The sequence below is a fragment of the Pseudomonas capeferrum genome, assembly GCF_013523055.1.
GTDB classification, from domain to species: Bacteria; Pseudomonadota; Gammaproteobacteria; order Pseudomonadales; family Pseudomonadaceae; genus Aquipseudomonas; species Aquipseudomonas capeferrum_A.
Window position 1 is genome coordinate 110,221 of the sequence record NZ_JAAMQM010000007.1, and the last position, 25,012, is coordinate 135,232.

The window sequence follows — 25,012 nt, forward strand, 5'->3', positions numbered from 1 at the left end:
GGGCGGCCCGTCACCCTGGGTGCCGGGCCGCGTCGCCTTACGCTTCCAGTTCGGCCCAGCGCTCGACCAGCTTGTCCAGCTCGGCTTGCAGCGCTTCCAGTTGCGCCAGCACGGCCGAGGTTTCGCCGATCGGTCGCTGGTAGAACCCGGCACCGGCAATCTCTTGCTGAACGGCCGCCATCTTCTGCTCCACGGCATCGATCTCGCCTGGCAAGGCCTCGAGCTCGCGCTGCAGCTTGTAGCTGAGTTTCTTCTTCGCGGGTTCCGCTGCCGTCGGCGCGGGCGCGACCGGCTCGACGGCCTCGACCACGGCACTGTTTAGTCCCGATTTGCCGGACTTGCTCTCGGTCACGCCCAGCAGCTTCGGCGAGCCGCCTTGGCGGATCCAGTCCTGATAGCCACCGACGTACTCGCGGACCTTGCCTTCCCCTTCGAAGACCAGCGTGCTGGTGACCACGTTGTCGAGGAATGCCCGGTCGTGGCTGACCATCAGCACCGTGCCCTTGAAGTTAGACAGCACTTCCTCGAGCAATTCGAGGGTCTCGACATCAAGGTCGTTGGTCGGTTCGTCGAGCACCAGCAGGTTGGCCGGCTTGCTGAACAGCTTGGCCAGCAGCAGACGCGCGCGCTCACCCCCGGAAAGAGCCTTGACCGGCGTCCGAGCGCGCTGCGGACTGAACAGGAAATCACCCAGGTAGCTCAGGACATGACGGCTCTGGCCATCGATCTCGATGAAATCGCGGCCTTCGGCCATGTTGTCGATTACCGTCTTTTCCAGGTCCAACTGGTGGCGCAACTGGTCGAAATAGGCGACTTCCAGCTTGGTACCGCTTTCGACGGTACCACTGGTCGGTTGCAGACCGCCCAGCATCAGCTTCAGCAGCGTGGTCTTGCCCGTGCCGTTCGCGCCCAGCAGGCCGATACGGTCCTGACGCTGCAGGACCATGGAAAAATCCTTGACCAGCATCGGGCCACCAGGGTGGGCGAAACTGACGTTCTCGAGCAGCATCACCTGCTTGCCGGACTTTTCCGCGACATCCAGCTGGATGGTCGCCTTGCCCTGGCGCTCGCGGCGCTCGCCACGCTCCACACGCAACGCCTTGAGGGCGCGAACGCGGCCTTCGTTACGGGTGCGTCGGGCCTTGATGCCCTGGCGAATCCAGACCTCTTCCTGGGCCAGGCGCTTGTCGAACAGCGCGTTGGCGGTTTCCTCGGCGGCCAGCATGGCTTCCTTGTGCACCAGGAAGCTGGCGTAGTCGCCGTTCCAGTCGATCAGGCCACCACGGTCCAGTTCGAGGATGCGCGTCGCCAGGTTCTGCAGGAAAGAGCGGTCGTGAGTGATGAACAGCACGGCGCCATTGAAGCCGCTCAATGCGTCTTCCAGCCAGGCGATGGCACCGATGTCCAGGTGGTTGGTCGGCTCGTCGAGCAGCAGCAGGTCGGGTTCGGACACCAAGGCCTGCGCCAGCAGCACGCGGCGACGCCAGCCTCCGGAAAGCTCGGCCAGGGTCTTGTCGGCAGGCAGCTGCAGACGGCTGAGAGTGCTGTCGACCAATTGCTGCAGGCGCCAGCCGTCACGGGCCTCGAGTTCGCTCTGCACGTGCATGAGCTTGTCCAGGTCTTCATCGCCCTGGATGTTCTGGCTCAGGTGATGGTATTCGGCAAGCAGCGCGCCTACACCCTCCAGGCCCTCGGCCACGACGTCGAAGACACTGCGATCGTCGGCCACCGGGAGTTCCTGCGGCAACTCGCCAATCTTCAGGCCCGGGGCTCGCCAGATCTCGCCGTCGTCGGGTTTCTGCTCACCCTTGACCAGGCGCAGCATGCTCGACTTGCCAGTACCGTTGCGGCCGATGATGCACACCCGCTCACCACGGGCGATCTGCCAGGAAACCTTGTCCAGCAGCGGCATCGCGCCGAACGCAAGGGACACATCGCTTAATTTGAGCAGGGTCATGATCTTCTCCAAAAACCGGGGGCGCATTCTACCCGACTTGACCGGCCAGCACATTATGCCGACTGTCCCATTGAGGCTTTGCGCCTGTCGCGATGACATTACAACTCGACACAAGCACAACGCTTCATCCATGCCTGGCAAACGGCTAAGCTAGGGCAATGCCACCTCATCAGTGCTGGCTTCGCCGTCACTTTTCATGATTCCACTGCCCGGACGTATCATGCGCAGCCGCCTGTTCCAAATTGTTTCATGCCTGTTGCTCAGCGCGGCTACCGCCAGCTCGGCACAAGCGCTCGACCTCAGCCAGCAACGCCAGTACTACGACGAAGCCAAGCGTGCACTGGCCAAGGGCGACAAGGGCCCGTACCTGCGTTACGCCCAGGCCCTGAGCGACTACCCGTTGACGCCCTACCTGGCGTACGACGAGTTGACCGCCCGTCTCAAAAGCGCAAGCAATCAGGAGATCGAGCGTTTTCTCGCGGCCCATGGCGACCTGCCCCAGGCCAACTGGATGAAGCTGCGCTGGTTGCGCTGGCTCGCCGAGCGTGGCGAATGGGAAACGTTCGTCAAATATTACGATCCCAAGCTCAACTTCACCGAACTCGATTGCCTGAACGGCCAGTACCAGATCAGCCATGGCCTGCGCGCCGAAGGTTTCGCCTCCGCCGAAAAGCTCTGGAACGTCGGCAAGTCGCAACCGACCGCCTGCGACACGTTGTTTGGCATGTGGGCCGCCGAAGGCCAGTTGACCGAAGCGCGCCGCTGGCACCGTGCCAAGCTGGCAACCCAGGTGCGCAACTACGGGCTGGCGAACAGCCTGGTGAAGTCAATGACCACGCTTGAGCCAGAAGGCCGCCTGCTGATCGACGTGGCGCAGAAGCCCGAGCTGCTCAACCAGCCTTCGCGCTTCGCCCCGGTCACCGAGGCTATGTCCGACGTGGTCAGCCTCGGCTTGCGCCGCCTGGCGCGCCAGGACCCCGAGCAAGCCATGGCACTGCTGGACGACTACGCCAGGCGCATGCATTTCTCTCTCGACGAAAAAGTCGCCATCGCTCGCGAGATCGGCCTGACCCTGGCGCGCCGCTACGACCCCCGCGCCCTTGACCTGATGACTCGCTACGACCCTGAGCTGCGTGACGACACCGTCAGCGAATGGCGGATGCGCCTGCTGCTGCGCCTCGGGCGCTGGCAGGAAGCATACGATCTGACCCGCCGCCTGCCTCGGGAACTGGCCGACAGCAGTCGCTGGCGTTACTGGCAGGCGCGCAGCCTGGAACTGGCGCGACCTGATGATCCGCAAGTCGCAAAGCTGTACCAGGGCGTGGCGGGCGAGCGTGATTTCTACGGCTTCCTGGCCGCCGATCGCGTACAGAGCCCGTATCAGCTGAACAACAAGCCACTGGTCCTGAGCCAGCAGCTGGTCAACAAGGTCCGCGACACGCCGGGCATTCGTCGGGCGCTGGAATTCCATGCCCGCGGCCAGATCGTCGATGGTCGGCGCGAGTGGTACCACGTGAGCCGCCATTTCAGTCGCGACGAAATGGTGGCCCAGGCGCGCCTTGGCTACCAGATGCGCTGGTACTTCCCCGCCATTCGCACCATCAGCCAGGCCAAGTACTGGGACGATCTGGATGTACGCTTCCCGATGGCCCACCGCGACACGCTGGTGCGCGAAGCCAAGGTACGGGGCCTGCATTCGAGCTGGGTCTTTGCCATCACTCGCCAGGAAAGCGCCTTCATGGACGACGCCCGCTCCCCGGTCGGCGCCAGTGGCCTGATGCAGCTGATGCCGGCCACGGCCAAGGAAACCGCACGCAAGTTCAACATCCCCCTGGCATCGCCAGCCCAGGTCCTCAACCCGGACAAGAACATCCAGCTCGGCGCGGCCTACCTGAGCCAGGTGCACAGTCAATTCAACGGCAACCGGGTGCTGGCTTCGGCCGCGTACAACGCCGGCCCGGGCCGTGTGCGGCAATGGCTTCGCGGAGCCAAGCACCTGAGTTTCGATGTCTGGGTCGAGTCCATTCCTTTCGATGAGACCCGCCAGTATGTGCAGAACGTGCTGTCCTACTCGGTGATCTACGGCCAGAAGCTCAATTCGCCACAACCGCTGGTGGATTGGCACGAACGCTACTTCGACGACATGTGATACCGGGCGAGCCCAACGGTCATGCACTGCCAGGTGACCGAAGGGCTTGACGCACAGCCTGCCTTTCTACTCGAGCACCTCGACCTCCATCCCCACCTCGAGCACGCCGCGGCCATCCACGGCCACGTTCTGGCCAAACAGCACGTCACCCTCCTTCTCGCGGAAGGTCTTGAGGGTAGTCAGGGGCTCGCGATCGGGACTGCGCTGGCCGGTTCGCGGATCCAGCGTGGTGAAGATGCAACGCACGCTGGGCTTGAGCACGCGAAACGTCAGAGGGCCTATGCGGATCCGCTTCCAGCCATCCTCGGCGAACGGGGCACTGCCCACGACCACCAGGTTAGGACGAAACCGCAACATCTCCATGGGCCGGTCCATCCGGCGGTTGAGCTCATCGAGAGAGGCCTGACCGATCAGCAAGAGAGGAAAGCCGTCCGCAAAGGCGGCTCGGTCGCTGTTTGCGCCATAGCCGCTAGGCAGGTAGCGGGCACGGTGCTCGGGACAATGCACCAGCCGAACCGGCTTGCCAAGGAATCGGGACAACCAGGCGGCAGCCGCCTCTCCCGCGTCCGGCACACGCAGAGAATCGCGCCACACCATCACCCCACGCAAGGCTTGGTCGCCATCGGGAACAGCCAGGTCCAGGGCCATCTGTCCCGGCGCCTCCAAGCGCAACCGTCCATCGACGTCGCAGGTGGCGGTGAGCTGACTCAGCTGCGGCCAGGCCCTCTGGGTCAGAAAACGACCGTTACCCTCTTCGATCAGCATCCAGCGACGGTCGCCCTCCAATCCCAGCAGGTCCACGGGTGATCGCTGCAGGCGCTGCGCCTGCGCCGACTTGACTGGGTAACGATACAGCTCGCTGAGAAACATAGGCGCCTGCCTTGCGTCGGTTCGAAGACGACAAGCTTATACCGACGCAAGGGCGGACGCAGGTTCAGCCGGGGGTCTTGTCCAGCATCAGGCGCTGCTGCACCACTTCGACCAACTTGTCGGGCTGGAACTTGGAAAGGAAGTTGTCGCAGCCGACTTTTCTTACCATCGACTCGTTGAAGCTGCCGGACAGAGAGGTATGCAGCACGACATAAAGCCCACGCAAGCGCGGATCGTTGCGGATCTCGGTGGTGAGCCTGTAACCGTCCATCTCCGGCATCTCGGCATCGGTGAAGACCATCAGCAGCTTCTCGCAGACATCCTCACCGGCATCGGCCCACCCCTTGAGCAGACGCAAGGCCTTGAGCCCATCACTGGCCACGTGCAGCTTCATGCCGAGCTGCGAAAGGGTGTCGCGCAATTGCGCGAGGGCGACCGTCGAATCGTCGACCAGCAGCACCTCGCGGCCACGGGCCCGCGCCATCACGGGGCCTTCGAGCCTGTCGCGGGACACCTTGGCGTTGTAGGGCACGATCTCGGCCAGCACTTTTTCCACATCGATGACCTCGACCAACTGCTCGTCCACCTTGGTGATCGCTGTCAGGTAGTGCTGGCGACCGGCGCTGGTCGGGGGCGGCAGAATGGCTTCCCAGTTCATGTTGACGATGCGGTCGACGCCGCCGACCAGAAATGCCTGAACGGAGCGGTTGTACTCGGTCACGATGATGGTGCTGTCGGGGCCCGGCTGCAGTGGACGCATCCCGATGGCCTGGGACAGGTCGATCACCGGCAGGGTCTGGCCACGCAGGTTGACCACTCCACAGACGAACGAATGGCGCTGGGGGATCAAGGTAAGCTTGGGCAACTGCAGGACTTCCTGCACCTTGAACACGTTGATCGCGAACAGCTGGCGACCCGCCAGGCGGAACATGAGGATTTCGAGGCGGTTTTCACCCACCAATTGCGTTCGTTGGTCTACCGTGTCGAGAATGCCAGCCATTGAACAACCCCCAGGCTTCAATCAGAAATAAGTGCGTGCCAGATATATCGACCGCATCGACCGCGGCTTGACCCCCGAGGTCAATCCGCAGACAATTGATATCACATTAATATTACCCAGGACGATCACCAAGTTCGATTAGGCTTCTCTCAGGGATTTCCTTACCCGTCATAAGGCAAACCCTGATATTCGATATGAGCGTTAGCCATTAAGGTGGCGCCCTCTCAACGCATGACGGAGTCGGGCCCTTGCTTGCGACAGTTTCATTGGGGCACACCACATCCTTGTTCTTTCTGGTCGGAGTTTCCTGATGCCGGGTACCACTCTCCCAGGCAATGTCCTCCAGGCGTTCCTGAACGACACACAAGGCCTGCTGAGCCGTTGCCAAGAATGTGTCCAGCACTTGGTGCTGATCGAGAATGATCCCGATGCCTGCCAATGCCTTGTCGAAACGCTCGACAACCTCGGCCTTCGCGCGCGCGCGCACGGGCTGGTGGAAGTGGCCAGCTACACCAGCCGTCTTCAAGGTTTGCTCGGGACTGCCTGCAACCGTCTTAGATTGCATGGCCGTGCCTTGCCATTGCTCGAGGCCTGCCTGACGCTTCTGGCCTGGCAGCTCGAGCTGGTCGATCCGCGCACGGGCTGTCTAGATCTGGATACCCATGAACAGGACATGCTGCTGGACGAGTTGGCCGTCGCTCTCGACCTGCCCCGCTCACAGGCACGCCTCTCGCCCTGAGCTCACCACCCAAGTAGTGTGGCTGTTCACTTCCACCAAGCGGCACGACAAACTTTCCCAGTGCCGGGAAAGTCGCGTTTTATCGCCGCTCAATGAAATCCGCTATCCTTGGCCAGCGCTTGAAGTTTGCCGCGCAGTTGTTCAGGTTATTGTCCCGGACAATAATTAGTAGCACTACGCTATCCTTGCCCCGCCATCCTCCCCTGTCCTGCTCTACAAAGCCTCCCGAGGTTGGCAGTCCACGCATGCGAGACCAAATCTTCATGAAGTGATAAGATGCGCACCCTCCACTCTTTGTGAAACAGGCAGCCATTGGTTGATGGCGGTCGTATCGCATGCGCTATATTCAAGTTCAGCCCGGCTTGCACAATGCATTCAAGTTTCAAGACTTCCCCGCCTCTTGGCACGACCCGCCTCTCGCCTCCCGGGTCCGATATGTCCCAAGGCCTGGCAGCGGTAGTCTTCGCGCACTGGCACTTACGTTCCACGGCTCGGGCATGCAATTCAAGGCAGATGCCAACTGCCATCCGTCTGTTCGCATTGAATACCTGCCTGCTCGAAGGCGCCAGGAACCCTAGTCATCATGACTTGTAGATTGCTTCTGGTGGACGAACACTTGTTGATTCGCGCGGGAGTTCGCGCCTTGGTTGCCGACATCCCAGATTACCTGGTCGTGGGCGAAGCTCCGGACAGCCACCGGCTCGTCAACCTGGTGGAACAACTGGTGCCGGATATCGTTCTACTGAATGTCTCGCTGGGCTGCACGAGCGGTCTCGATGCGCTGGTTCAGCTGCGCGCCAATGGCTGTTGCTGCAAAGTATTGATTCTGTCGATGCACGACGACCCGGACCTGATCATGCGCTCGCTGGAAAGCGGTGCCCACGGCTACCTGCTCAAGGACACCACCGCTACCGAGCTGAGACAGGCGTTGGCAGCCCTGCGCAACGGTGAACGCTACCTCAGCCCGGCGATCGCCCATATCGTCATAGACAGGGCCCTGCTCGGTATACGCATTGGCAGGCAGGATAGCGCCGCGCGCAGCAAGCTGACGGTGCGCCAGTTGGAGATCCTGCGGCTGATCGCGCGCGGCAAGTCGACCCGTGAAATCGCCAATGGGCTGGGCTTGAGCATCAAGACCGTGGAAACCCACCGCTCGCAAATCATGAAACGCTTGCAGATCCACGATGTGGCGGGCCTGGCCCTGTTTGCCGTGCGCGAAAAGATCATCAGCCTGGATGACTGAGCAGGGGTGAATCTGCCGGCAGGTGCAGCTTCAGTGCCGCAGGCCGGGCCTCGAAACGCAAGCTCTGGCCTTTCAGCGGTTCGCCGTCGAGATTGATGTCCAGGCCCTGGGAACTGGTGATCTCTACCCACGGCAGCCGCTTGCGAATGTAGAGCCCTTCCCCGGACATCAGCTCACGCAAGGCCCCCACCACCTCCTGGGGTGCCGGCAAGATGCTGATATCCAGCAAGCCGTCATCGATGACCGCCTCCGGGCACAGCTCATGCCCGCCCCCCGCCTGCCGGCCGTTGCCGATGCCCAGCGCAAGGATATTGCCCTGCCAGTCGAAGTCAGGCCCGTGCAGCTCCACCGAGGCGGCCTGGAGCTCGCTGAAGCGGGTCAGCCCGGTGATGAGGTACGCGGCGGCGCCCAGCACTTTTTTCAGGTCCTCCGAGGTATTCGCGGTCACCTGACTGCCGAATCCACCAGTTGCCATGTTCAGGAACACCTGATCGCCCACCTGGCCGAGATCGACCGCCCGAGGCATGTGCTCGAGCAGCGCCAGCGCGGCATCAGGCTCCAGGGGCACACCCGCGGCCTTGGCAAAGTCATTGGCGGTGCCCAGCGGCAGCAAGGCGAGGCTGGCAGTTGCGCCCGCCATGGCCTCGGCCACGTCGCGCAGGGTCCCGTCCCCGCCTCCAGCCACCACATGGCTGTAGCCCGCCGCCAGAGCTTCGGCCACGAGGCGCTGGGCGTCGCCGGCTTCCCAGGTCAGACGTACATCCAAAGTCCATCCACGCTCGCGCATTGCACCCACTGCGCTACGCACTTCTTCGTTCAGGGCCTGCTTGCCGTGCAGGACCAGCATTGCCTTGCGCTCGTGCATCATGCCACTCCGAAAATGAACCACCCGAATCTCGACCACGGCGAGCGGCGAAATGCTGCAAGCCTACCCTGGCGAGGATGGAAAAGATCACAGATGCCGTCTCGATACACCGCGCCGCTCCTGTCAGCGAGGCGACGCGGACGGTCAGCCAAGCAGTTCGCTCAGCGGAATGAACACGACGCTATCACCCCGCTGCGGGGTGGCGCCTTCGCGGACCTCGACCAGCCCCTCCGCCCAGGCGGCGCTACGCAGGACGCCCGAGCTCTGGTTCTTGTAGATATGCGCTTGCCCCTCTTCCAAACGTGCGCGCAGATACTCGCGACGGGTACCCGCCCTGGGCCAGTCGAAGCCTGCCGGAACGCTGAACTGCAGCGGCGAAACCTCCGCCACGCCCTGACGCCGCAACAGATAGGGACGGGTCAGCAGGCCGAACGTGACCAGGGTGGACGCCGGATTACCCGGCAGGCCGATGACCGGAACACCACGGAAATGACCGAAAGTCAGTGGCTTGCCTGGCTTGATCGCCAGCTTCCACAACGACAGCTCGCCTGCCTCGCGTAACGCGATGCCCAGGTAGTCCGCCTCGCCCACCGACACCCCGCCCGTGGACAGGATGAGATCGACATCGCCCAGTCCGGCCAGGCAAGCGCGGGTCGTGTCCAGATCATCGACGATGATGCCGACGTCCCGTACTTCGCAACCCAGGCGCTGTAGCCAACTGGCCAGCAGGCGCCGGTTGCTGTTGTAGATTTGCCCGGGCCCCAACGGCTGGCCTGGCTCGACCAGCTCGTCGCCGGTCGACAACACAGCTACGCGCACGCGTCTGACGACATCGAGCTCGGCAACGCCAAGGGTGGCGGCCAGACCGAGTTCTATCGGCCCCAACCGCGTGCCCGCGGCCAGCACCAGCTCACCGGCACGGGTTTCCTGACCCTGCGGCCTGACATTGCGATTGACTGCCAAGGGCTCGCGAAAGACCACCCGGCCATCGTCCAGGACGTCGGTGTTCTCCTGCATTTCGACGCAATCGGCACCCTCGGGCAAAGGCGCTCCGGTGAAGATGCGCGCGCAGGTGCCTGGCTCCAGAGGGGTGGGCGCATGCCCGGCGAAGATGCGCTGGCTGACCGACAGCGGCTGGCCTTGCCAGTCCGCCACGCGCAAGGCATAGCCATCCATCGCACTGTTCGGCCAGGGCGGCAGGTCAAGACTGGCGACCAGCCCGGTGGCCAGCACGCGGCCATCGGCGTCGGCCAGAGGCACACGTTCGGTTTCCCTGATCGGCGAGGCTTCGGCCAATGCCAGCAAACGCTCGACAGCCTGTTCGACCGGCATCAATGGCCGGTTCGCGCCTGCCTCACCCACGGCTTTCACAAGGAGCGGCCTGTTTGAGGTGCGGCACGAAGTTGCAGGGGCGATGCCGGGCATCGAGCTGTTCGGCGAGAATACCGTCCCAGCCCGTGCGCACCGCGTTGGTCGACCCCGGCAGGCAGCACACCAGGGTGCCGTTGGCCAACCCGGCCAGGGCACGCGACTGAACGGTGGAGGTGCCGATGTCGGCCAGTGAGATCTGCCGGAACAGTTCGCCAAAGCCGTCGACCTGCTTGTCGAGCAGGCAGGCCACCGCCTCGGGAGTGCTGTCACGACCGGTAAAGCCGGTGCCTCCGGTAATCAATACGACCTGTACTCGTTCATCGGCGATCCAGGTAGCTACCTGGGCGCGAATCTTGTACAGATCGTCCTTGAGCAGCACGCGATCGGCCAGATTGTGCCCTGCCTCGGTGAGGCGATCGACGAAGGTCTGGCCCGAGGTGTCGGTCTCTGACGTCCGCGTATCGCTGACCGTCAGCACGGCGATGTTCAGCGCGATGAAAGGTGTATCTGCCTTGGCTTTCATGAAAGGCCCTTGAATGCATTACAGGAAAAGAGAAATGGCCATTGTTATATCACAGCCCGTTCCTCCCTCGGCCGAGCCTCTGGATGCTGCGCCGGATCAACGTCGAGATTCCGGCACTGTGCTTCACTTCCCGAGGAACTTGCACTGACGTACCGCGTCATAACGTCATCCAACACCTTCACACTGGAGAAACATGATGATCACACGGACCCTTCCTGCCTTCGTACTCGCCTTGGGCATTGGCGCTCTCGCCGGCTGTGCATCGCCCACCGTCATCACCCTGAACGACGGTCGCGAGATCCAGGCGGTGGATACCCCGTCCTACGATGAGGACTCGGGCTTCTACGAATTCGAACAGCTCGATGGCAAGCGCTCGCGAGTCAACAAGGATCAGATCCGCACCGTCAAGGAGTTGTGATCCAGCGTCCCATCCGGGGCTTGCAGGCATGAAAAGCAGCGGAGCAAGATTTTCCTTATCGGAGTGTAGCGCAGCCAGGTAGCGCGTCTCGTTCGGGACGAGAAGGCCGCAGGTTCGAATCCTGTCTCTCCGACCAGATTATCGCTCGCAGCAAAAAGCCCGCTCAGCGCGGGCTTTTTGCTGTCTGGAACAAGGCGCCCCCACCGGGGACGCCTGCGCCGCATCGCTTAGAGCGCGGCCGCCGACTCGGCAGTGCTTTCCGGCAGCACCGGCACGTACAGTAGTTGCAGACGCGAGCTGCTCCATTCACGGGTCTTGTTAGTCAGCTCAAGATCGTTGTTCAGCTTTTGACCGTAGGTCGGCACGATTTCCTTGAGCTTGGCCTGCCACTCCGGCGTCTGAATGCGGTCCTTGAAGGTCTTCTCCAGCACGGTCAGCATGATTGGCGCGGCGGTCGATGCACCTGGCGACGCGCCCAGCAGGGCTGCGATGGTGCCGTCCTGGGAAGCGACGACTTCGGTACCGAACTGCAGGATGCCGCCGTGCTCCGGATCCTTCTTGATGATCTGGACGCGCTGGCCCGCCTGCAGCAGTTTCCAGTCTTCGTTCTTCGCGTTCGGGAAGTACTCGCGCAGGGCATGCATGCGGTCGTCGAAGCTGAGCATCAACTGACCCATCAGGTAGGTGCTCAGGTCGATGTTATCGATACCCGCATGGACCATCGGCATCACGTTATGAGTGGTCAGCGAAGCGAACATGTCCAGCAGCGAACCATTCTTCAGGTACTTGGTGGAGAAGGTCGCGAAAGGGCCAAACAGCAACACCGGCTTGCCATCGATGATGCGAGTGTCCAGGTGCGGAACGGACATCGGTGGCGCGCCTACCGAAGCCATGCCGTACAGCTTGGCCTGGTGGCGAGCGACGACTTGCGGATTGTCGGTCATCAGGAACTGGCCTCCGACCGGGAAGCCTGCATAGCCATCGGCTTCCGAAATCCCGGATTTCTGCAGCAGTTTCAGCGCGCCGCCACCGGCGCCGATGAACACGAACTTGGCATTGATGCTGGTTTCCTTGCCAGCGTTGGCCAGGTCGGCCACCACCACGTTCCAGGTGTTGTCATCGTTGCGCACGATGTCGCGCACTTCATGGCGCAAGTGCACCTTGACGTTCGGGTTGCGGGTCATCGAAGCGAACAACTGACGCGTGATCTCGCCGAAATTGACGTCGGTACCGATCGGCATGCGCGTCGCGGCAATCTTCTGGTCGCCGGTGCGGTTTTCCATCACCAGCGGTACCCACTTGCCGATCTGCGCAGGGTCTTCGGAATACTCCATGCCACGGAACAGCGAACTGTGCTGCAAGGCTTCATGACGCTTCTTGAGGAAGGCGACGTTCTTGTCACCCCAGACGAAGCTCATGTGCGCAACGTTGTTGATGAAGGATTTCGGGTTGCTCAGCACGCCCTGCTCGATCTGGTAGGCCCAGAACTGCTTGGAAATCTCGAACTGCTCGTTGACGCCCACGGCCTTGCTGATATTGATCGTGCCATCGGCCCCTTCGCTGGTGTAGTTCAGCTCGCAGAAAGCCGAGTGGCCGGTACCGGCATTGTTCCAGGCATTGGAGCTCTCTTCGGCGACCTGATCCATGCGCTCGTAGACATCGATGGACCAGTTCGGCTCCAGTTCGGTCAGGTAGGTTCCCAGGTTTGCGCTCATGATGCCGCCACCGATCAGCAGCACATCGACGGTCTTGTCCGCGCTACCCGGCTTGGAGCAACCGATGACGCTCAGGCAGAGGAGCGCCAGCAGGATCTTTTTCATAACTACATCCAATTTGAGTTAAGTAATTGGCAAGGACCATTGCCCTCTCTGCACGCCCGGATTGTTGTTCTGCCTCGCGCGGCCACGGCTCAATGCCGAACTCCCCTGCAAGCGCTTGCCTGCGGGGACGATCAGTGGCCGACGGCTGGTGTTTTCCGATAAGTCAGGGAATGCTTGCCACGGGTCTTGGCCCAGGCGCCTTTAAGCACGAGGCATGCCAACTTTGGATCGACCAACGCCCAATAGCTAGGACGAGTCGTCGCACCCCATATTGGCGGGTTTTCATGGCGACAATCCGCCACATCCTACAAAGAGATCGCAGGAAATGTGGCGGATTTCCCCGAGGCGATCAGGCCTTCAAACGCGAGGTGACTTCCGCTAGCTGCCCCGACAGGCCATGCAGGCGGTGGCCCGCCTGTTCGGTGTGTTGCACGGCTTCCTGGTTGGCCGTGGCAATGCGGGTGATCTCGATCAAGTTGCGCGAAATGTCCTCGGCCACGCTGGTCTGCTCTTCCGCCGCCGTGGCGATCTGGCGATTCATGTCACGGATCGCTTCGACCGACAGCGTGATGCGCTGCAGCATGTGCCCGGCCTGCTGGACCTGTTCGGCGCCCTCCTCGCTACGCTGCTGGCCACTTTCGATGGCCTTGACTGCCTCCAGCGCCCCGGACTGCACGGCTTCGATGATCTGATGGATTTCAGCGATCGATGCGGCTGTCCGCTGGGCCAGGCTGCGCACCTCGTCCGCGACCACGGCGAAGCCACGGCCCGCCTCGCCGGCCCGTGCGGCTTCGATAGCCGCGTTGAGGGCCAGCAGATTGGTCTGCTCGGCGATGCCACGGATCACTTCGAGCACCTTGCCGATACGTGTGCTGTCGTTCTCCAGATGGCGAATCACCGCGGCCGTCCCGGCGATTTCGCGATTGACCACGCCGATGATGTCGATGGTCGCCTGCATCACCTGCTCGCCCGACTGGGCGCTCTGATCCGCCTCATCGGCTGCCCGCGCCGCTTCGGCGGCATGCCGAGCGACTTCCTGCGCGGTGGCGGACATCTCGTGCATGGCCGTGGCCACCTGATCGGTGCGCTGGAACTGGTCCTGGGTCCCTTGCGCCATGCCACCAGCCAAGGTACGCAATTGGCCGCTGGCAGTTTCCAGTTCCACGGCGTTGCCCTGCAAGCGGCCGATGGTTTCGGCAAGAAAATCGCGCAAGGTGTTGGCAGCCAGTGCCAGCCGACCCAATTCGTCCTGGCGACGACTGACCACCCGCGCCTCGAACCGCCCTCGGCTAAGTTGAGCGACGTAATCGATCAGCTCGCGAATGGGCTCGATCAGGCTGCGGTTGACCAACCACAGGCTGAACAGACCGACCAGCAATGCCGACGCCAGCATCACCAGCAGACCTAGCCAAACCGTGCGCCGCGCCCCTTCATTGATGGCCGCCGCCTGTTGCCGCGCATCAGCGCGCAAGTGCTCGACCAGGTCACTCATCTGCTCGCTCGCGGCGCGATCCACCCCTTTGACGGCCAGATCGCCAGCCATTGCATCGCCACCCGCCGCGATGAAGGCCTGACGACCTCGTTCGTAGGCCTGACCGAGCTGTCGATGGCTGACACCGAGTTGCTGCAGTCGCGCCTTGAGATCGCCGTCGCTGCTGTCGATCAACTCCCCAAGCAGGTGCTGGACCTGGCGTTCCCGTGCCTGGAACTGCGACCAGTACTTGTCCCGTTCGGCAGGCTCGCGGCCCCGCAACAGCACGTTCTTCCACTCCTGCACCTGGATCTTGAACTGCAGATTGGCTTCGTCGATCAGTTGCGAGGCCTGCAATGGACCTTCCACCAGCCGGGCATACCCCTGCACGCTGGAAGAAAGAAACTGGAAGCACACCAGGGCGATCAGCAGCATCGCTGCCAGACTGCCGCCAAGCAGGGTAAGAAGTTGCACTCTGAGGGATTTACGCAGCATTGCGGATCTCGGAACAAGGAAGAAGGATCGGCGCCGTTGCAGGCACCGGTCAGGCAAAGACGTCCCTGTCCTCGTTCGCTACTGGCCATTTCAGGCCAGAGGCCGTCATCGATCGATGACGGCGAAGGCAGATACTCTCAAGCAATTGCTACAGAAATGTTACAAGTCAGCGCCTACCGGGAGTTGCCTTGCAGCCCCGCCTGGCAAGGCCAACCTGTGCCCGTACCGCCCTGGGTTCAGGTCGAGGCGAACTGCAAGGACGCCAGACGGGCGTAGAGCGGGCTTCGTTCCAGGAGTTCTCGATGAGTGCCGACCGCCACAAGCCGCCCCTGGTCGATGACGGCAATTCGATCGGCATGCTGCACCGTGGCCAGTCGGTGCGCGATGACCAGGGTCGTACGGCCGGCCATGAGTCCGGGCAAGGCTTGCTGGATCAGGTGCTCGCTTTGCGCATCGAGCGCGCTGGTGGCTTCGTCGAGCAGCAGGATGGGAGCATCTACCAACAGCGCTCGAGCAATGGCCAGGCGTTGCCGCTGCCCACCCGAAAGACCGATGCCTCCTTCTCCCAGAAGCGTCTGGTAACCCTGGGGCAATTCCTTGATGAAGGTATCGGCATGGGCGCTGCGCGCGGCAGCTTCCACCTGTGCCTGGGTCGCGTCGGGCCGGCCGTAGCGAATATTGGCCTCGACCGTGTCGCGAAACAGCGCAGGGTTTTGTGCCACGAGCGCGAACTGGCGGCGCAGCACTGTCGGTTCGAGCCCGGTGACAGCTTGTCCATCGAGCAGGATGCGCCCCTGCTGCGGGTCATAGAAACGCAGGAGCAAGTCGAACAGCGTGGATTTCCCCGCACCCGAAGGACCTACCAGCGCCAGCGTCTGACCCGGCTCGACGGTCAGGGTCAGGTTATCTAGGGCAGCGATGGTGGGCCGTGAGGGGTAGGCGAAACGTAGCCCCTGCAGCTCGATCCGACCCCGAGCGCGAATGATCGTAGAGGTTGCATCCTGGTCCGGGGGCAGGATGTCACTGCGCGCCGCCAACAGCTCGGCGATCCGTTCGGCTGCACCGGCGGCGCGCTGCAGTTCGCCTATCACTTCACTAAGGGTGCCGAACGCGCTACCGACGATCAGGCTGTAGAAGACGAATGCCGCCAGTTCGCCACCGGAAATGCGTCCGGCCATCACGTCCATGCCGCCGACCCAGAGCATGACCGCCACCGCGCCGAGCACCAGGACGATCACCAAGGTAATCAACCAGGCACGCTGGAAGATCCGTCGCCGCGCCACATCGAACGCCGCCTCGACCGTCTCGGCGAACAGGGTCCGGTCGCGCTCCTGATGGTTATAGGCCTGCACGGTCTTGATCTGCCCGAAGGTCTCGGCGACGTAACTGCCGACATCGGCGATCCGATCCTGGCTCTGTCGCGACAGACTGCGCACCCGTCGACCGAACAGCAGGATAGGCGCCAGCACCAGCGGCAGGGCCAATACCACGATACTGGTGAGCTTGGGATTGGTGATGAACAACAGCACCACCCCACCGATCACCATCAGCGCATTGCGCAGAAACAGCGACAGCGACGAGCCGATCACCGATTGCAGCAACGTGGTGTCGGTGGTCAGCCGCGATTGGATCTCGGAGCTGCGGTTATCCTCGAAAAACCCCGGATGCAGGTCGATCAGGTGTTCGAAGACCGCTCGACGGATGTCCGCGACGCAGCGCTCGCCAATCCATGAAACCAGATAGAAGCGGCTGAACGTCCCGACCGCAAGCGCCAGGACCAATAGCATGAACAGCCCTATGGACTGGTTGAGCAAGTGAGGCGAGCGGGTCATGAAACCCTGGTCCACCAGCAGCCGGATGCCCTGTCCCATGGACAGCGTGATAGCGGCCGTGACCACCAGTGCCAGCAAGGCCAGCACCACCTGGCGACGATAAGGCCGTATGAAATGCAGACCCAGCCGCAAGGCGCGGCGCTGACGGGACGAAACAGGATCAGGCATTGGGAAGCACCGACAGAAAGACTTAAGACTACCACTCGTCCGCTTCCGGGGAACTCCCCGCCGCGCGATGGGCTCCGTGAAGGGGTAACAGCGATCTGGATAGCGGCCTATAGCCTTTAATTCTAAAGTGCCACTGGAGCTTTATCGCGATTTCTGGTGGACTGAGGCCTGCCATGAGGCCCCGGCAAATACTGTCACAGGCCAGTCACGGCAGTAGTCTACCTTTAAGTTGGCCACCTGATGAGGAGACAGGAATGAGCTTGCAGCATAGCAGCGACACACAACACACCACGAACCATGCGCACTCGCAAGTCTGCGGCTCGATCATCGATGCCCAGGGCCAGGAAGTGCCGATTACCGAGCAAATGATCCAAGAAGCTTGCGAACGTCTGGAACGCAGCCGTAGCGAGCCCCGCAAAGACTGAACCAAGAATCCTTTCGACCCGGCGCTCGCGCCGGGTTTTTGTTGCCTGCGATCCAGCGAGGGACAGGATTGGCCTGCTCAGACCAGCACGCCACCCACGGCCTTGACCACCTGCGCCAATTGCGGCGCCTCACCGCGTAGCCGCACCGTCAATCCTTCGATTTCACGGCGGGCCGGATAGTGCTTGCGCAGAAGGTCGAAGGCGGCGCGCTGCTGACCCGGATCGTTGCTCAGGCTGCGGCGAAAATCGGCATCGTCCCGGCGCGGGTCGTACACGGCCCGGCACAGTGTCGCCAGCGCCCAGGCAGGCTCGGCGGCGCTGTCCAGGTCGATCTGCGCCAGACGCTGGCGCGGCAGCAGGTCGGCCAGGCGCACCTGTTCCGCCTCACCGCGCCAACGGCACAGGGCCTGGTAGATCTGCGCGGTGCCGCGCTGGCGGCCATCGAGGCTGTAACCGGCGATATGCGGCGTCGCCAGGGTGCACAGGTCGGCCAGATCGAGATCCACCTGCGGCTCGCCTTCCCAGACATCCAGCACCGCATGAAGATCCTCGCGCTCGAGCAGTACCTCACGCAACGCCGCGTTGTCGACCACCGGCCCACGGCTGGCATTGATCAACCACGCCCCCGATCGTAGCCGCGCCAGTTCGCTCCGCCCCAGCAAGTGCCAGGTAGGATAGGCACCGTCACGCTCCAACGGGGTATGCAGGCTGATCACATCACATTGCGCCAGCACCTGTTCCAGGCTGACGAAGTCGCCGCCCTCCTCGGCCTGGCGCTGCGGATCGCAGACCAGCACCTTCCAGCCGAGACCCTGCAGCACCCGCACCAGGCGACCGCCGACCTGGCCTGCGCCGATCACCCCGTAGGTCCGCTCCGGCAGCGCCACACCATCCAGCTCGGCCAACGTCAGGAGGCTACCCAGCACGTAGTCGACGACGCCGCGAGCGTTGCACCCCGGCGCGCTGCTCCAGTGGATTCCGGCCTGGGCGAAGTAGCCAAGGTCCAGATGATCGGTGCCAATGGTGCAGGTACCGACGAAGCGTACTCGGCTTCCCTCGAGCAGTTGCCGGTCGACGCGCGTCACCGAGCGGACCAGCAAGACATCGGCATCCCTGACGCAATCCGCGTCGATGGAACGTCCCGGATAGCGACGGATCTCGCCAAAACCGGCAAAGAAGGCATCGAGCAGCGGTATATTCTCGTCGGCAACAATCAGCATGGCGCTCTCCTTTCAGGGGAACGCAGTGTAGGCCCTCCCGCCGGGGTGTTCCAGCGATGCTCAGTCGTGCTTCTTGCGGATCCAGTACAGATAGGTGCCGGCCTGTTCCTGCTGCTGCACCAGCTCATGGCCAAGAAAGACACAGAACTTGGGAATGTCGCGACGGGTCGAGGGATCGGTGGCGATCACCTTGAGCAGACCGCCCGCCGCCAGGTCACGGACATGTTGATGAAGCATCATCACAGGCTCCGGGCAATTGAGGCCGGAGGCATCGAGAATGGCGTCAGGGGTGAAATCAGTCATGGAAGACTCCGCAAATAATCGTCATTGTCGCGCGTTGGTGTCGCCGTATTCAACGGCGCGCGAGGTCCAGGCGGCGCAGATGGCAGGTCACTTCCTCGCGGTCGTGATACAGCTGCTTGCAGGCGATGGACACCTTTACCTTGCGTGCCTTGAAACCTTCCTCGATACGCTCGAGCAGACGCCGCACTTCGGCATAGCGCTGCTTCATCGGCAGCTTGAGGTTGACCACCGCCTCGCGGCATAGCCCCTCGCCGAGCCAGGTTTCCAGCAACGCGGCATTGCGCGCGGGTTTCTCGACGATATCGCAGACCATCCAATCCACCGTCTGTTTCGGTCGCCAGGTGAAACCGTCGGCCATCAGGTGCTGGACCAGGCCGGTGTCCATCAGGCTCTCGGCCATGGGTCCATTGTCGATGGCGGTCACCAGCATGCCGCGCCTGACCAACTGATAGGTCCAACCACCGGGCGAGGCGCCCAGGTCGACACCGGTCATGTCATCGGCCAGCCGCTGGTCCCATTGGTCTCGGGGGATGAACTGATGCCAGGCTTCCTCGAGCTTGAGGGTGGAACGGCTGGGCGCTTCGCGGGGAAACTTCAGACGCGGGATGCCCATGGGCCACAGGGCGGAATTGTCCGCGGCGGCCAGACCGACGAACACTCGCCGACCACTGATGAAGGTCAGCAACAGGCGCGGTCGAGTCGCGTCTTCGACCAGCCTCCCGGCGTTGGTCAGGGCCTTGCGCAGCGGCCCTTCGAATTTGCGACAGAAGGTCGACAGCTCCTTGCCATCATTGCTGTCGAGCACCTCGAGCCACAGGCTGCCACAGACCGGATAGGTCGCCAGGTGCTCGAGCAGCACACTGATGCGATCGCTTTCCGGCAATTCCAGGTAGACGCCCCGAGCCCATTGGCGCGGGAAGATCAGCTGGTCGAAACGCAGTTCACGGATCAGCCGTTCGCTGCCTTGGTCATCCATGCAGGTGAACTCGGCACAGGCGCTCTGCGGCTTGCCCTTGGCGTATCCGGCCACGCCCAGGCGCGCGGCATGGTCGCTGATCTCGGCGCAGACCTCGCCCTCGAAACCGGGCCGGCAATGCATGAACAGGGTATTCATCTTTCACTCCACGACGGCGGCGCGACAGGCGCTCGCCTTGATCCGGCGCAAGGTGCGCGCCGGCGAGGCGGCGAATGATAAAGCAAGATCGGAACCCGCGACATGCCTGGGGGGTCCAGTATTGAGTCAGGGGGTCAAACAGGACCTGCCTGATCATTCAGCCAAGGTCCGTGCCGTGCGGACCCTCACAGAGGCGGTGACACCGGCAACCCTTCGCAGTGGCCGGGCACCGGCACACCAGGAGTTGGCAATGCCCTCGCTCGATAGCCTGACCACGCTCAAGACGCTGACGGTAGCCGGCCGTCCCTATCACTATTTCAGCCTGACCGAGGCGGCCACCCAGCTTGGCGATCTCCGGCGCCTGCCCATGTCCCTGAAGGTCCTGCTGGAGAACCTGCTGCGCTGGGAGGACGGCAAGACCGTCACCGGCGAGGACCTGCAGGCCCTGGTCGACTGGCTCAAGGAGCGCCGCTCGGACCGCGAGATCCAGTACCGCCCTGCTCGCGTGCTGATGCAGGACTTCACCGGGGTCCCCGCCGTGGTCGACCTGGCGGCCATGCGCGCGGCCATGGCCAAGGCCGGCGGCGATCCCCAGCGGATCAACCCGCTGTCGCCGGTAGACCTGGTGATCGACCATTCGGTGATGGTCGACCGCTACGCGACCAAAGAAGCCTTTGCCGAAAACGTCGACATCGAGATGCAGCGCAACGGCGAGCGCTATGCCTTCCTGCGTTGGGGCCAGAGCGCCTTCGACAACTTCAGCGTGGTGCCGCCTGGGACTGGCATCTGCCACCAGGTCAATCTGGAATACCTGGGACGCACCGTCTGGACCCGCGAAGAGGATGGTCGGACCTACGCGTTCCCCGACACCCTGGTCGGGACCGATTCGCACACCACCATGATCAACGGCCTCGGCGTGCTCGGCTGGGGCGTCGGTGGTATCGAGGCGGAAGCCGCCATGCTGGGCCAACCGGTGTCCATGCTGATCCCGGAAGTCATCGGTTTCAAGCTGACCGGCAAGCTGCGCGAAGGCATCACCGCCACCGACCTGGTCCTGACCGTGACCCAGATGTTGCGCAAGAAGGGCGTGGTCGGGAAGTTCGTCGAGTTCTATGGCGACGGCCTGGCAGAACTGTCCCTGGCCGACCGTGCCACCATCGCCAACATGGCCCCTGAGTACGGCGCCACCTGCGGCTTCTTCCCGGTCGATGAAGTGACGCTCGACTACCTGCGCCTGTCGGGTCGCCCAACCGAGACCGTGCAACTGGTCGAGACCTATTGCAAGGAACAGGGACTGTGGCGCCTGCCGGGCCAGGAGCCGACCTTCACCGATACACTCTCCCTGGACATGGACAGCGTGGAAGCCAGCCTCGCGGGCCCCAAGCGGCCGCAGGACCGTGTTGCCCTGCCTCTGGTGGGCGAAGCGTTCGACGGCTTCCTGGGCTTGCAGCCCAAGCCGCTCAACAAGGAAGTGGGGAGACTGGAAAGCGAAGGCGGCGGTGGCGTATCGGTGGGCAACGCCGACATGGCTGGCGAGGCCAGCTATGAGTACCAGGGCACCAGGCATACCCTGCGCGATGGCGCCGTGGTCATCGCTGCCATCACCTCTTGCACCAATACCTCCAACCCCAGCGTGATGATGGCGGCCGGCCTGGTGGCGAAGAAAGCCGTGGAGAAGGGCCTGAAACGCAAGCCTTGGGTAAAAAGCTCTCTGGCGCCTGGCTCCAAGGTGGTGACCGACTATTTCAAGGCTGCTGGCCTGACGCCTTTCCTCGATCAACTGGGCTTCGACCTGGTCGGCTACGGCTGCACCACTTGCATCGGCAACTCCGGGCCACTCGACGCGGCGATCGAGCAGGCCATCAACGGCGCGGACCTGACGGTCGCCTCGGTGCTGTCCGGCAACCGCAACTTCGAAGGACGCGTGCATCCGCTGGTCAAGACCAACTGGCTGGCGTCTCCGCCTCTGGTCGTCGCTTTCGCCTTGGCAGGCACCGTGCGCATCGACCTGACCCGCGAGCCACTGGGCACCGACAAGGAAGGCAACCCGGTCTACCTGCGCGATATCTGGCCTAGCCAGAAGGAGATCGCCGAGGCCGTCGCCAACGTCGAGACGGGCATGTTCCACAAGGAGTACGCCGAAGTCTTCGCCGGTGACGCTCAGTGGCAGGCGATCGAGGTGCCCCAGGCGGCCACTTATGTGTGGCAGGACGACTCCACCTATATCCAGCACCCGCCCTTTTTCGACGGGATCGACGGGCCGCCTCCAGCGATTGGCGATATCAAGGAAGCACGGATCCTTGCCCTGCTGGGGGACTCGGTGACCACCGACCATATCTCCCCCGCCGGCAACATCAAGGCTGACAGCCCCGCCGGTCGTTACCTGCGTGAAAAGGGCGTCGAACCGCGGGACTTCAACTCCTACGGTTCGCGTCGCGGCAACCACGAAGTGATGATGCGCGGGACCTTCGCCAACATCCGCATTCGCAACGAAATGCTTGGCGGCGAGGAAGGTGGCAATACGATCCACGTACCGAGCGGCGAGAAGCTGCCTATCTACAATGCAGCCATGCGCTACCAGGCCGAGGGAACGCCGCTGCTGGTGATCGCCGGACAGGAATACGGCACCGGTTCCAGCCGTGACTGGGCCGCCAAAGGCACCAACCTGCTTGGAGTCAAGGCAGTGCTGGCGGAAAGCTTCGAACGCATCCACCGCTCCAATCTGGTCGGCATGGGCGTTTTGCCGTTGCAGTTCCAGGCCGGGCAGGATCGCAGGCGCCTCGGTCTCACGGGCAAGGAGCGTATCGATGTGCTGGAGCTGACCGACGCGCACTTGCGCCCAGGCATGACCTTGCCTCTGCGCATCGTGCGCGAGGATGGCCAAGAGGAACGGATCGAGGTGCTATGCCGAATCGATACCCTCAATGAAGTGGAATACTTCAAGGCGGGCGGGATCCTGCATTATGTGCTGCGCCAGATGATAGCCGCCTGAGCTGTCGGCCACGCGTTGCTCGAGCGGCTCGGCCTGCTCTTGCGACGCGCGCGCATCGTCTCGTGAATGCATGCTGAAACACGCGGATGGGTGCGCGACTGTGCCTCGCCGCCGCTACATCGGTTCATCGCGAGCAAATAATCGCTCAATAAACCGAGGAGCGTGCCGATAGCCCACCAAAGCCTTTCGGATTGAATAGCAGATGCGTAACAACCAGCCGATTACCCAGAGAGAACGGACTTTCCCTGTCCACCAGCGGTTGATTTCCACCACCAATGCCAAGGGTGTGATCACCTACTGCAACGAAGCCTTCGTCGATATCAGCGGGTTCACCCGCGATGAACTCGTGGGCGCGGCGCACAACCTGGTACGCCATCCGGACGTGCCGTCCGCGGTGTTCGCCCATATGTGGCAGACCCTCAAGCGGGGCCAACCGTGGATGGGCATCGTCAAGAACCGTTGCAAGTCGGGTGATCATTACTGGGTCAATGCCTATGTCACGCCGATCTTCGAAAAGGATCAGGTCGTCGGCTTCGAATCGGTACGGGTAAAGCCTACCGCCGAGCAGATCGGACGTGCCGAAGCGCTCTACCAACGCATCAACCAGGGCAAGCCGCCGGTCCCGCGGCGTGACCAGTGGCTGCCGGTGCTGCAGGACTGGCTGCCGTTCATCCTGGTCAGTCAGGTCGGTTTCCTCATCGGCAGCCAGATCGGCCACTCCTGGGGCTTCGCCCTGGCGGCCGCCTTGTCGGTGCCGTTGGGTCTGCTGGGACTGGGCTGGCAGCAACGCGGGCTCAAGCGCCTGCTGCGCCTGGCGGAACAGACCACTTCCGATCCGCTGATCGCGCAGATGTTCACGAATAGTCGTGGTGTCCAGGCGCGCCTGGAAATGGCCATGCTCAGCCAGGAAGCGCGCATGAAGACCTGCCTGACCCGCTTGCAGGACAGCGCCGAGCACCTCAGCGAGCAGGCGCGCCAGTCCGATACCTTGGCCCACAACAGCTCCACGGGCCTTGAGCGCCAACGCGTGGAAACCGAACAGGTCGCCGCTGCCGTCAACCAGATGGCCGCTACCACTCAGGAAGTCGCCAACCACGTACAACGCACCGCCGATGCGACCCAGGAGGCCAACCGCCTGACCAGCCAGGGCCGGACCATTGCCGGTGAGACACGGGAAGCGATCGAGCGCCTGTCCAGCGCAGTCGGCGAGACCGGTCACACAGTTACCCAGCTGGCCAAGGACAGCGACGAGATCGGAGGTGTGGTGGATGTGATCAAGGGCATCGCCGACCAGACCAACCTGCTGGCGCTCAACGCTGCCATCGAAGCAGCCCGCGCGGGCGAGATGGGCCGCGGCTTCGCGGTGGTCGCCGACGAGGTCCGTCAGCTGGCCCAACGCACCGCGGAATCGACAGGTCAGATTCACGCCTTGATCGCCAAGCTGCAGCAGACCGCCAGCAATGCCGTGCTGACCATGCAGAGCGGACATCGCCAGGCCGAGGAAGGTGTCGCTCGGGTCATGCAGGCCGACCAGGCATTGATGGGTATCAGTGAAGCCGTGGCCAATATCACCGACATGACGACGCAGATCGCCGCGGCTACCGAGGAGCAGACCGCTGTCGCCGACGAGATCAGCCGCAACATCAGCACCATCGCCGAGCTGGCCGACCAGACATCCGAGCAGGCTCAGCATTCGGCTCAGCTCAGCGAAGAGCTGACCAGGACGGCCACTGGGCAATACTCGCTGGTGGAACGCTTCAACCGCTGAAAACGGACGGCGCCTACGAGGCGCGATGCTGGTCAGTTAAGGAAAAGTCATCACATCTCGACGGCTGGAGTTCTCGTTTGGCTTCTGCAATCTTCAGTGATGCTGCGGGCCTATCGCGGGACAAGCCCGCTCGCCACCGGTATGCGGTGTAGTAAAGACATGCGCCCGGTGGCGAGCGGGCTTGTCCCGCGATAGGCCCGCAGCATCACTGAAGAATTCGGAAGCCGAAGGCCAAGCACCGGCATTTGAATCGAATACCTTGACTTGCT

Annotated in this window: 19 protein-coding genes, 1 tRNA gene and 1 pseudogene; 8 read left to right on the forward strand and 13 right to left on the reverse strand. The window is 62.8% G+C overall.

Annotated elements, in window-relative coordinates; genetic code table 11:
• Nucleotides 1-37: 37 nt before the first annotated feature.
• Nucleotides 38-1,957, reverse strand: coding sequence for an ATP-binding cassette domain-containing protein (locus G7009_RS09955; protein WP_181129825.1), 1,920 nt, complete (start codon nt 1,955-1,957; stop codon nt 38-40).
• Nucleotides 1,958-2,177: 220 nt separating this feature from the next.
• Between G7009_RS09955 and G7009_RS09960 the strand changes: the two genes are divergently transcribed.
• Complete coding sequence (locus G7009_RS09960) at nt 2,178-4,106, forward strand: transglycosylase SLT domain-containing protein (protein WP_181129826.1); 1,929 nt, start codon at nt 2,178-2,180, stop codon at nt 4,104-4,106.
• A 66-nt stretch (nt 4,107-4,172) separates the two neighbouring features.
• Here the strand turns inward: G7009_RS09960 and G7009_RS09965 are convergent, their stop codons facing one another.
• A complete protein-coding gene (locus G7009_RS09965) occupies nt 4,173-4,976 on the reverse strand; it encodes an MOSC domain-containing protein (protein ID WP_181129827.1) in 804 nt (267 codons plus the stop codon).
• 64 nt (nt 4,977-5,040) lie between these two features.
• Complete coding sequence (locus G7009_RS09970) at nt 5,041-5,976, reverse strand: chemotaxis protein CheV (RefSeq protein ID WP_181129828.1); 936 nt, start codon at nt 5,974-5,976, stop codon at nt 5,041-5,043.
• 310 nt (nt 5,977-6,286) lie between these two features.
• On the opposite strand from G7009_RS09970, the gene G7009_RS09975 reads away from it, so the two are divergent.
• Together G7009_RS09975 and G7009_RS09980 are read left to right on the forward strand one after the other, a co-directional pair.
• Nucleotides 6,287-6,715, forward strand: coding sequence for a histidine kinase (locus G7009_RS09975; RefSeq protein ID WP_181129829.1), 429 nt, complete (start codon nt 6,287-6,289; stop codon nt 6,713-6,715).
• A gap of 583 nt (nt 6,716-7,298) precedes the next feature.
• Nucleotides 7,299-7,958 carry a response regulator gene (locus tag G7009_RS09980; protein ID WP_181129830.1) on the forward strand — a complete coding sequence of 220 codons (660 nt, stop codon included), beginning with the start codon at nt 7,299-7,301 and terminating at the stop codon, nt 7,956-7,958.
• Here the strand turns inward: G7009_RS09980 and yegS are convergent.
• The 3 genes from yegS to moaB form a co-directional block, all read right to left on the reverse strand.
• A complete protein-coding gene (gene yegS, locus G7009_RS09985; RefSeq protein WP_181129831.1) occupies nt 7,942-8,823 on the reverse strand; it encodes a lipid kinase YegS in 882 nt (293 codons plus the stop codon). The two genes, G7009_RS09980 and yegS, sit on opposite strands and share 17 nt — an antisense overlap.
• Before the next feature lie 144 nt (nt 8,824-8,967).
• A complete protein-coding gene (locus G7009_RS09990) occupies nt 8,968-10,155 on the reverse strand; it encodes a molybdopterin molybdotransferase MoeA (RefSeq protein WP_258197906.1) in 1,188 nt (395 codons plus the stop codon).
• A 22-nt stretch (nt 10,156-10,177) separates the two neighbouring features.
• Complete coding sequence (moaB, locus tag G7009_RS09995; RefSeq protein ID WP_181129833.1) at nt 10,178-10,717, reverse strand: molybdenum cofactor biosynthesis protein B; 540 nt, start codon at nt 10,715-10,717, stop codon at nt 10,178-10,180.
• Between the two features lie 196 nt (nt 10,718-10,913).
• On the opposite strand from moaB, the gene G7009_RS10000 reads away from it, so the two are divergent.
• Nucleotides 10,914-11,135, forward strand: coding sequence for a YgdI/YgdR family lipoprotein (locus G7009_RS10000; RefSeq protein WP_181129834.1), 222 nt, complete (start codon nt 10,914-10,916; stop codon nt 11,133-11,135).
• Nucleotides 11,136-11,194: 59 nt separating this feature from the next.
• Nucleotides 11,195-11,271, forward strand: a tRNA-Pro gene (locus G7009_RS10005).
• 91 nt (nt 11,272-11,362) lie between these two features.
• On the opposite strand, the gene mqo is transcribed toward G7009_RS10005, so the two are convergent.
• The 4 genes and pseudogenes from mqo to G7009_RS10020 all read right to left on the reverse strand — a co-directional run bounded on the left by mqo (nt 11,363) and on the right by G7009_RS10020 (nt 16,921).
• Nucleotides 11,363-12,955 (reverse strand): malate dehydrogenase (quinone), encoded by a 1,593-nt coding sequence (gene mqo, locus G7009_RS10010; RefSeq protein WP_181129835.1) that lies wholly within the window; start codon nt 12,953-12,955, stop codon nt 11,363-11,365.
• 349 nt (nt 12,956-13,304) lie between these two features.
• Nucleotides 13,305-14,072, reverse strand: coding sequence for a methyl-accepting chemotaxis protein (locus tag G7009_RS28190; protein ID WP_375139548.1), 768 nt, complete (start codon nt 14,070-14,072; stop codon nt 13,305-13,307).
• 165 nt (nt 14,073-14,237) lie between these two features.
• Nucleotides 14,238-14,921 (reverse strand): annotated as a pseudogene (locus tag G7009_RS28195) (methyl-accepting chemotaxis protein); the annotation flags it as partial.
• Between the two features lie 236 nt (nt 14,922-15,157).
• Nucleotides 15,158-16,921 (reverse strand): ABC transporter transmembrane domain-containing protein, encoded by a 1,764-nt coding sequence (locus G7009_RS10020; RefSeq protein WP_181129837.1) that lies wholly within the window; start codon nt 16,919-16,921, stop codon nt 15,158-15,160.
• A gap of 254 nt (nt 16,922-17,175) precedes the next feature.
• Here G7009_RS10020 and G7009_RS10025 point away from each other — a divergent pair, with 254 nt between their 5' ends.
• On the forward strand, nt 17,176-17,346 hold the full coding sequence (locus G7009_RS10025) for a PA1571 family protein (RefSeq protein ID WP_181129838.1): 171 nt from the start codon (nt 17,176-17,178) through the stop codon (nt 17,344-17,346).
• 77 nt (nt 17,347-17,423) lie between these two features.
• On the opposite strand, the gene pdxB is transcribed toward G7009_RS10025, so the two are convergent.
• Genes pdxB through rlmM form a run of 3 tightly spaced genes read right to left on the reverse strand, consistent with a single transcriptional unit; the run spans nt 17,424 to nt 19,983 of the window.
• Nucleotides 17,424-18,566 (reverse strand): 4-phosphoerythronate dehydrogenase PdxB, encoded by a 1,143-nt coding sequence (gene pdxB / locus G7009_RS10030; protein WP_181129839.1) that lies wholly within the window; start codon nt 18,564-18,566, stop codon nt 17,424-17,426.
• Between the two features lie 60 nt (nt 18,567-18,626).
• Nucleotides 18,627-18,869 (reverse strand): sulfurtransferase TusA, encoded by a 243-nt coding sequence (gene tusA / locus G7009_RS10035; RefSeq protein ID WP_181129840.1) that lies wholly within the window; start codon nt 18,867-18,869, stop codon nt 18,627-18,629.
• 49 nt (nt 18,870-18,918) lie between these two features.
• Nucleotides 18,919-19,983 carry a 23S rRNA (cytidine(2498)-2'-O)-methyltransferase RlmM gene (gene rlmM / locus G7009_RS10040; protein ID WP_181129841.1) on the reverse strand — a complete coding sequence of 355 codons (1,065 nt, stop codon included), beginning with the start codon at nt 19,981-19,983 and terminating at the stop codon, nt 18,919-18,921.
• Between the two features lie 250 nt (nt 19,984-20,233).
• On the opposite strand from rlmM, the gene acnA reads away from it, so the two are divergent.
• On the forward strand, nt 20,234-22,975 hold the full coding sequence (acnA, locus tag G7009_RS10045) for an aconitate hydratase AcnA (protein WP_181129842.1): 2,742 nt from the start codon (nt 20,234-20,236) through the stop codon (nt 22,973-22,975).
• Between the two features lie 202 nt (nt 22,976-23,177).
• A complete protein-coding gene (locus G7009_RS10050) occupies nt 23,178-24,743 on the forward strand; it encodes a methyl-accepting chemotaxis protein (protein ID WP_181129843.1) in 1,566 nt (521 codons plus the stop codon).
• Nucleotides 24,744-25,012: the final 269 nt, after the last annotated feature.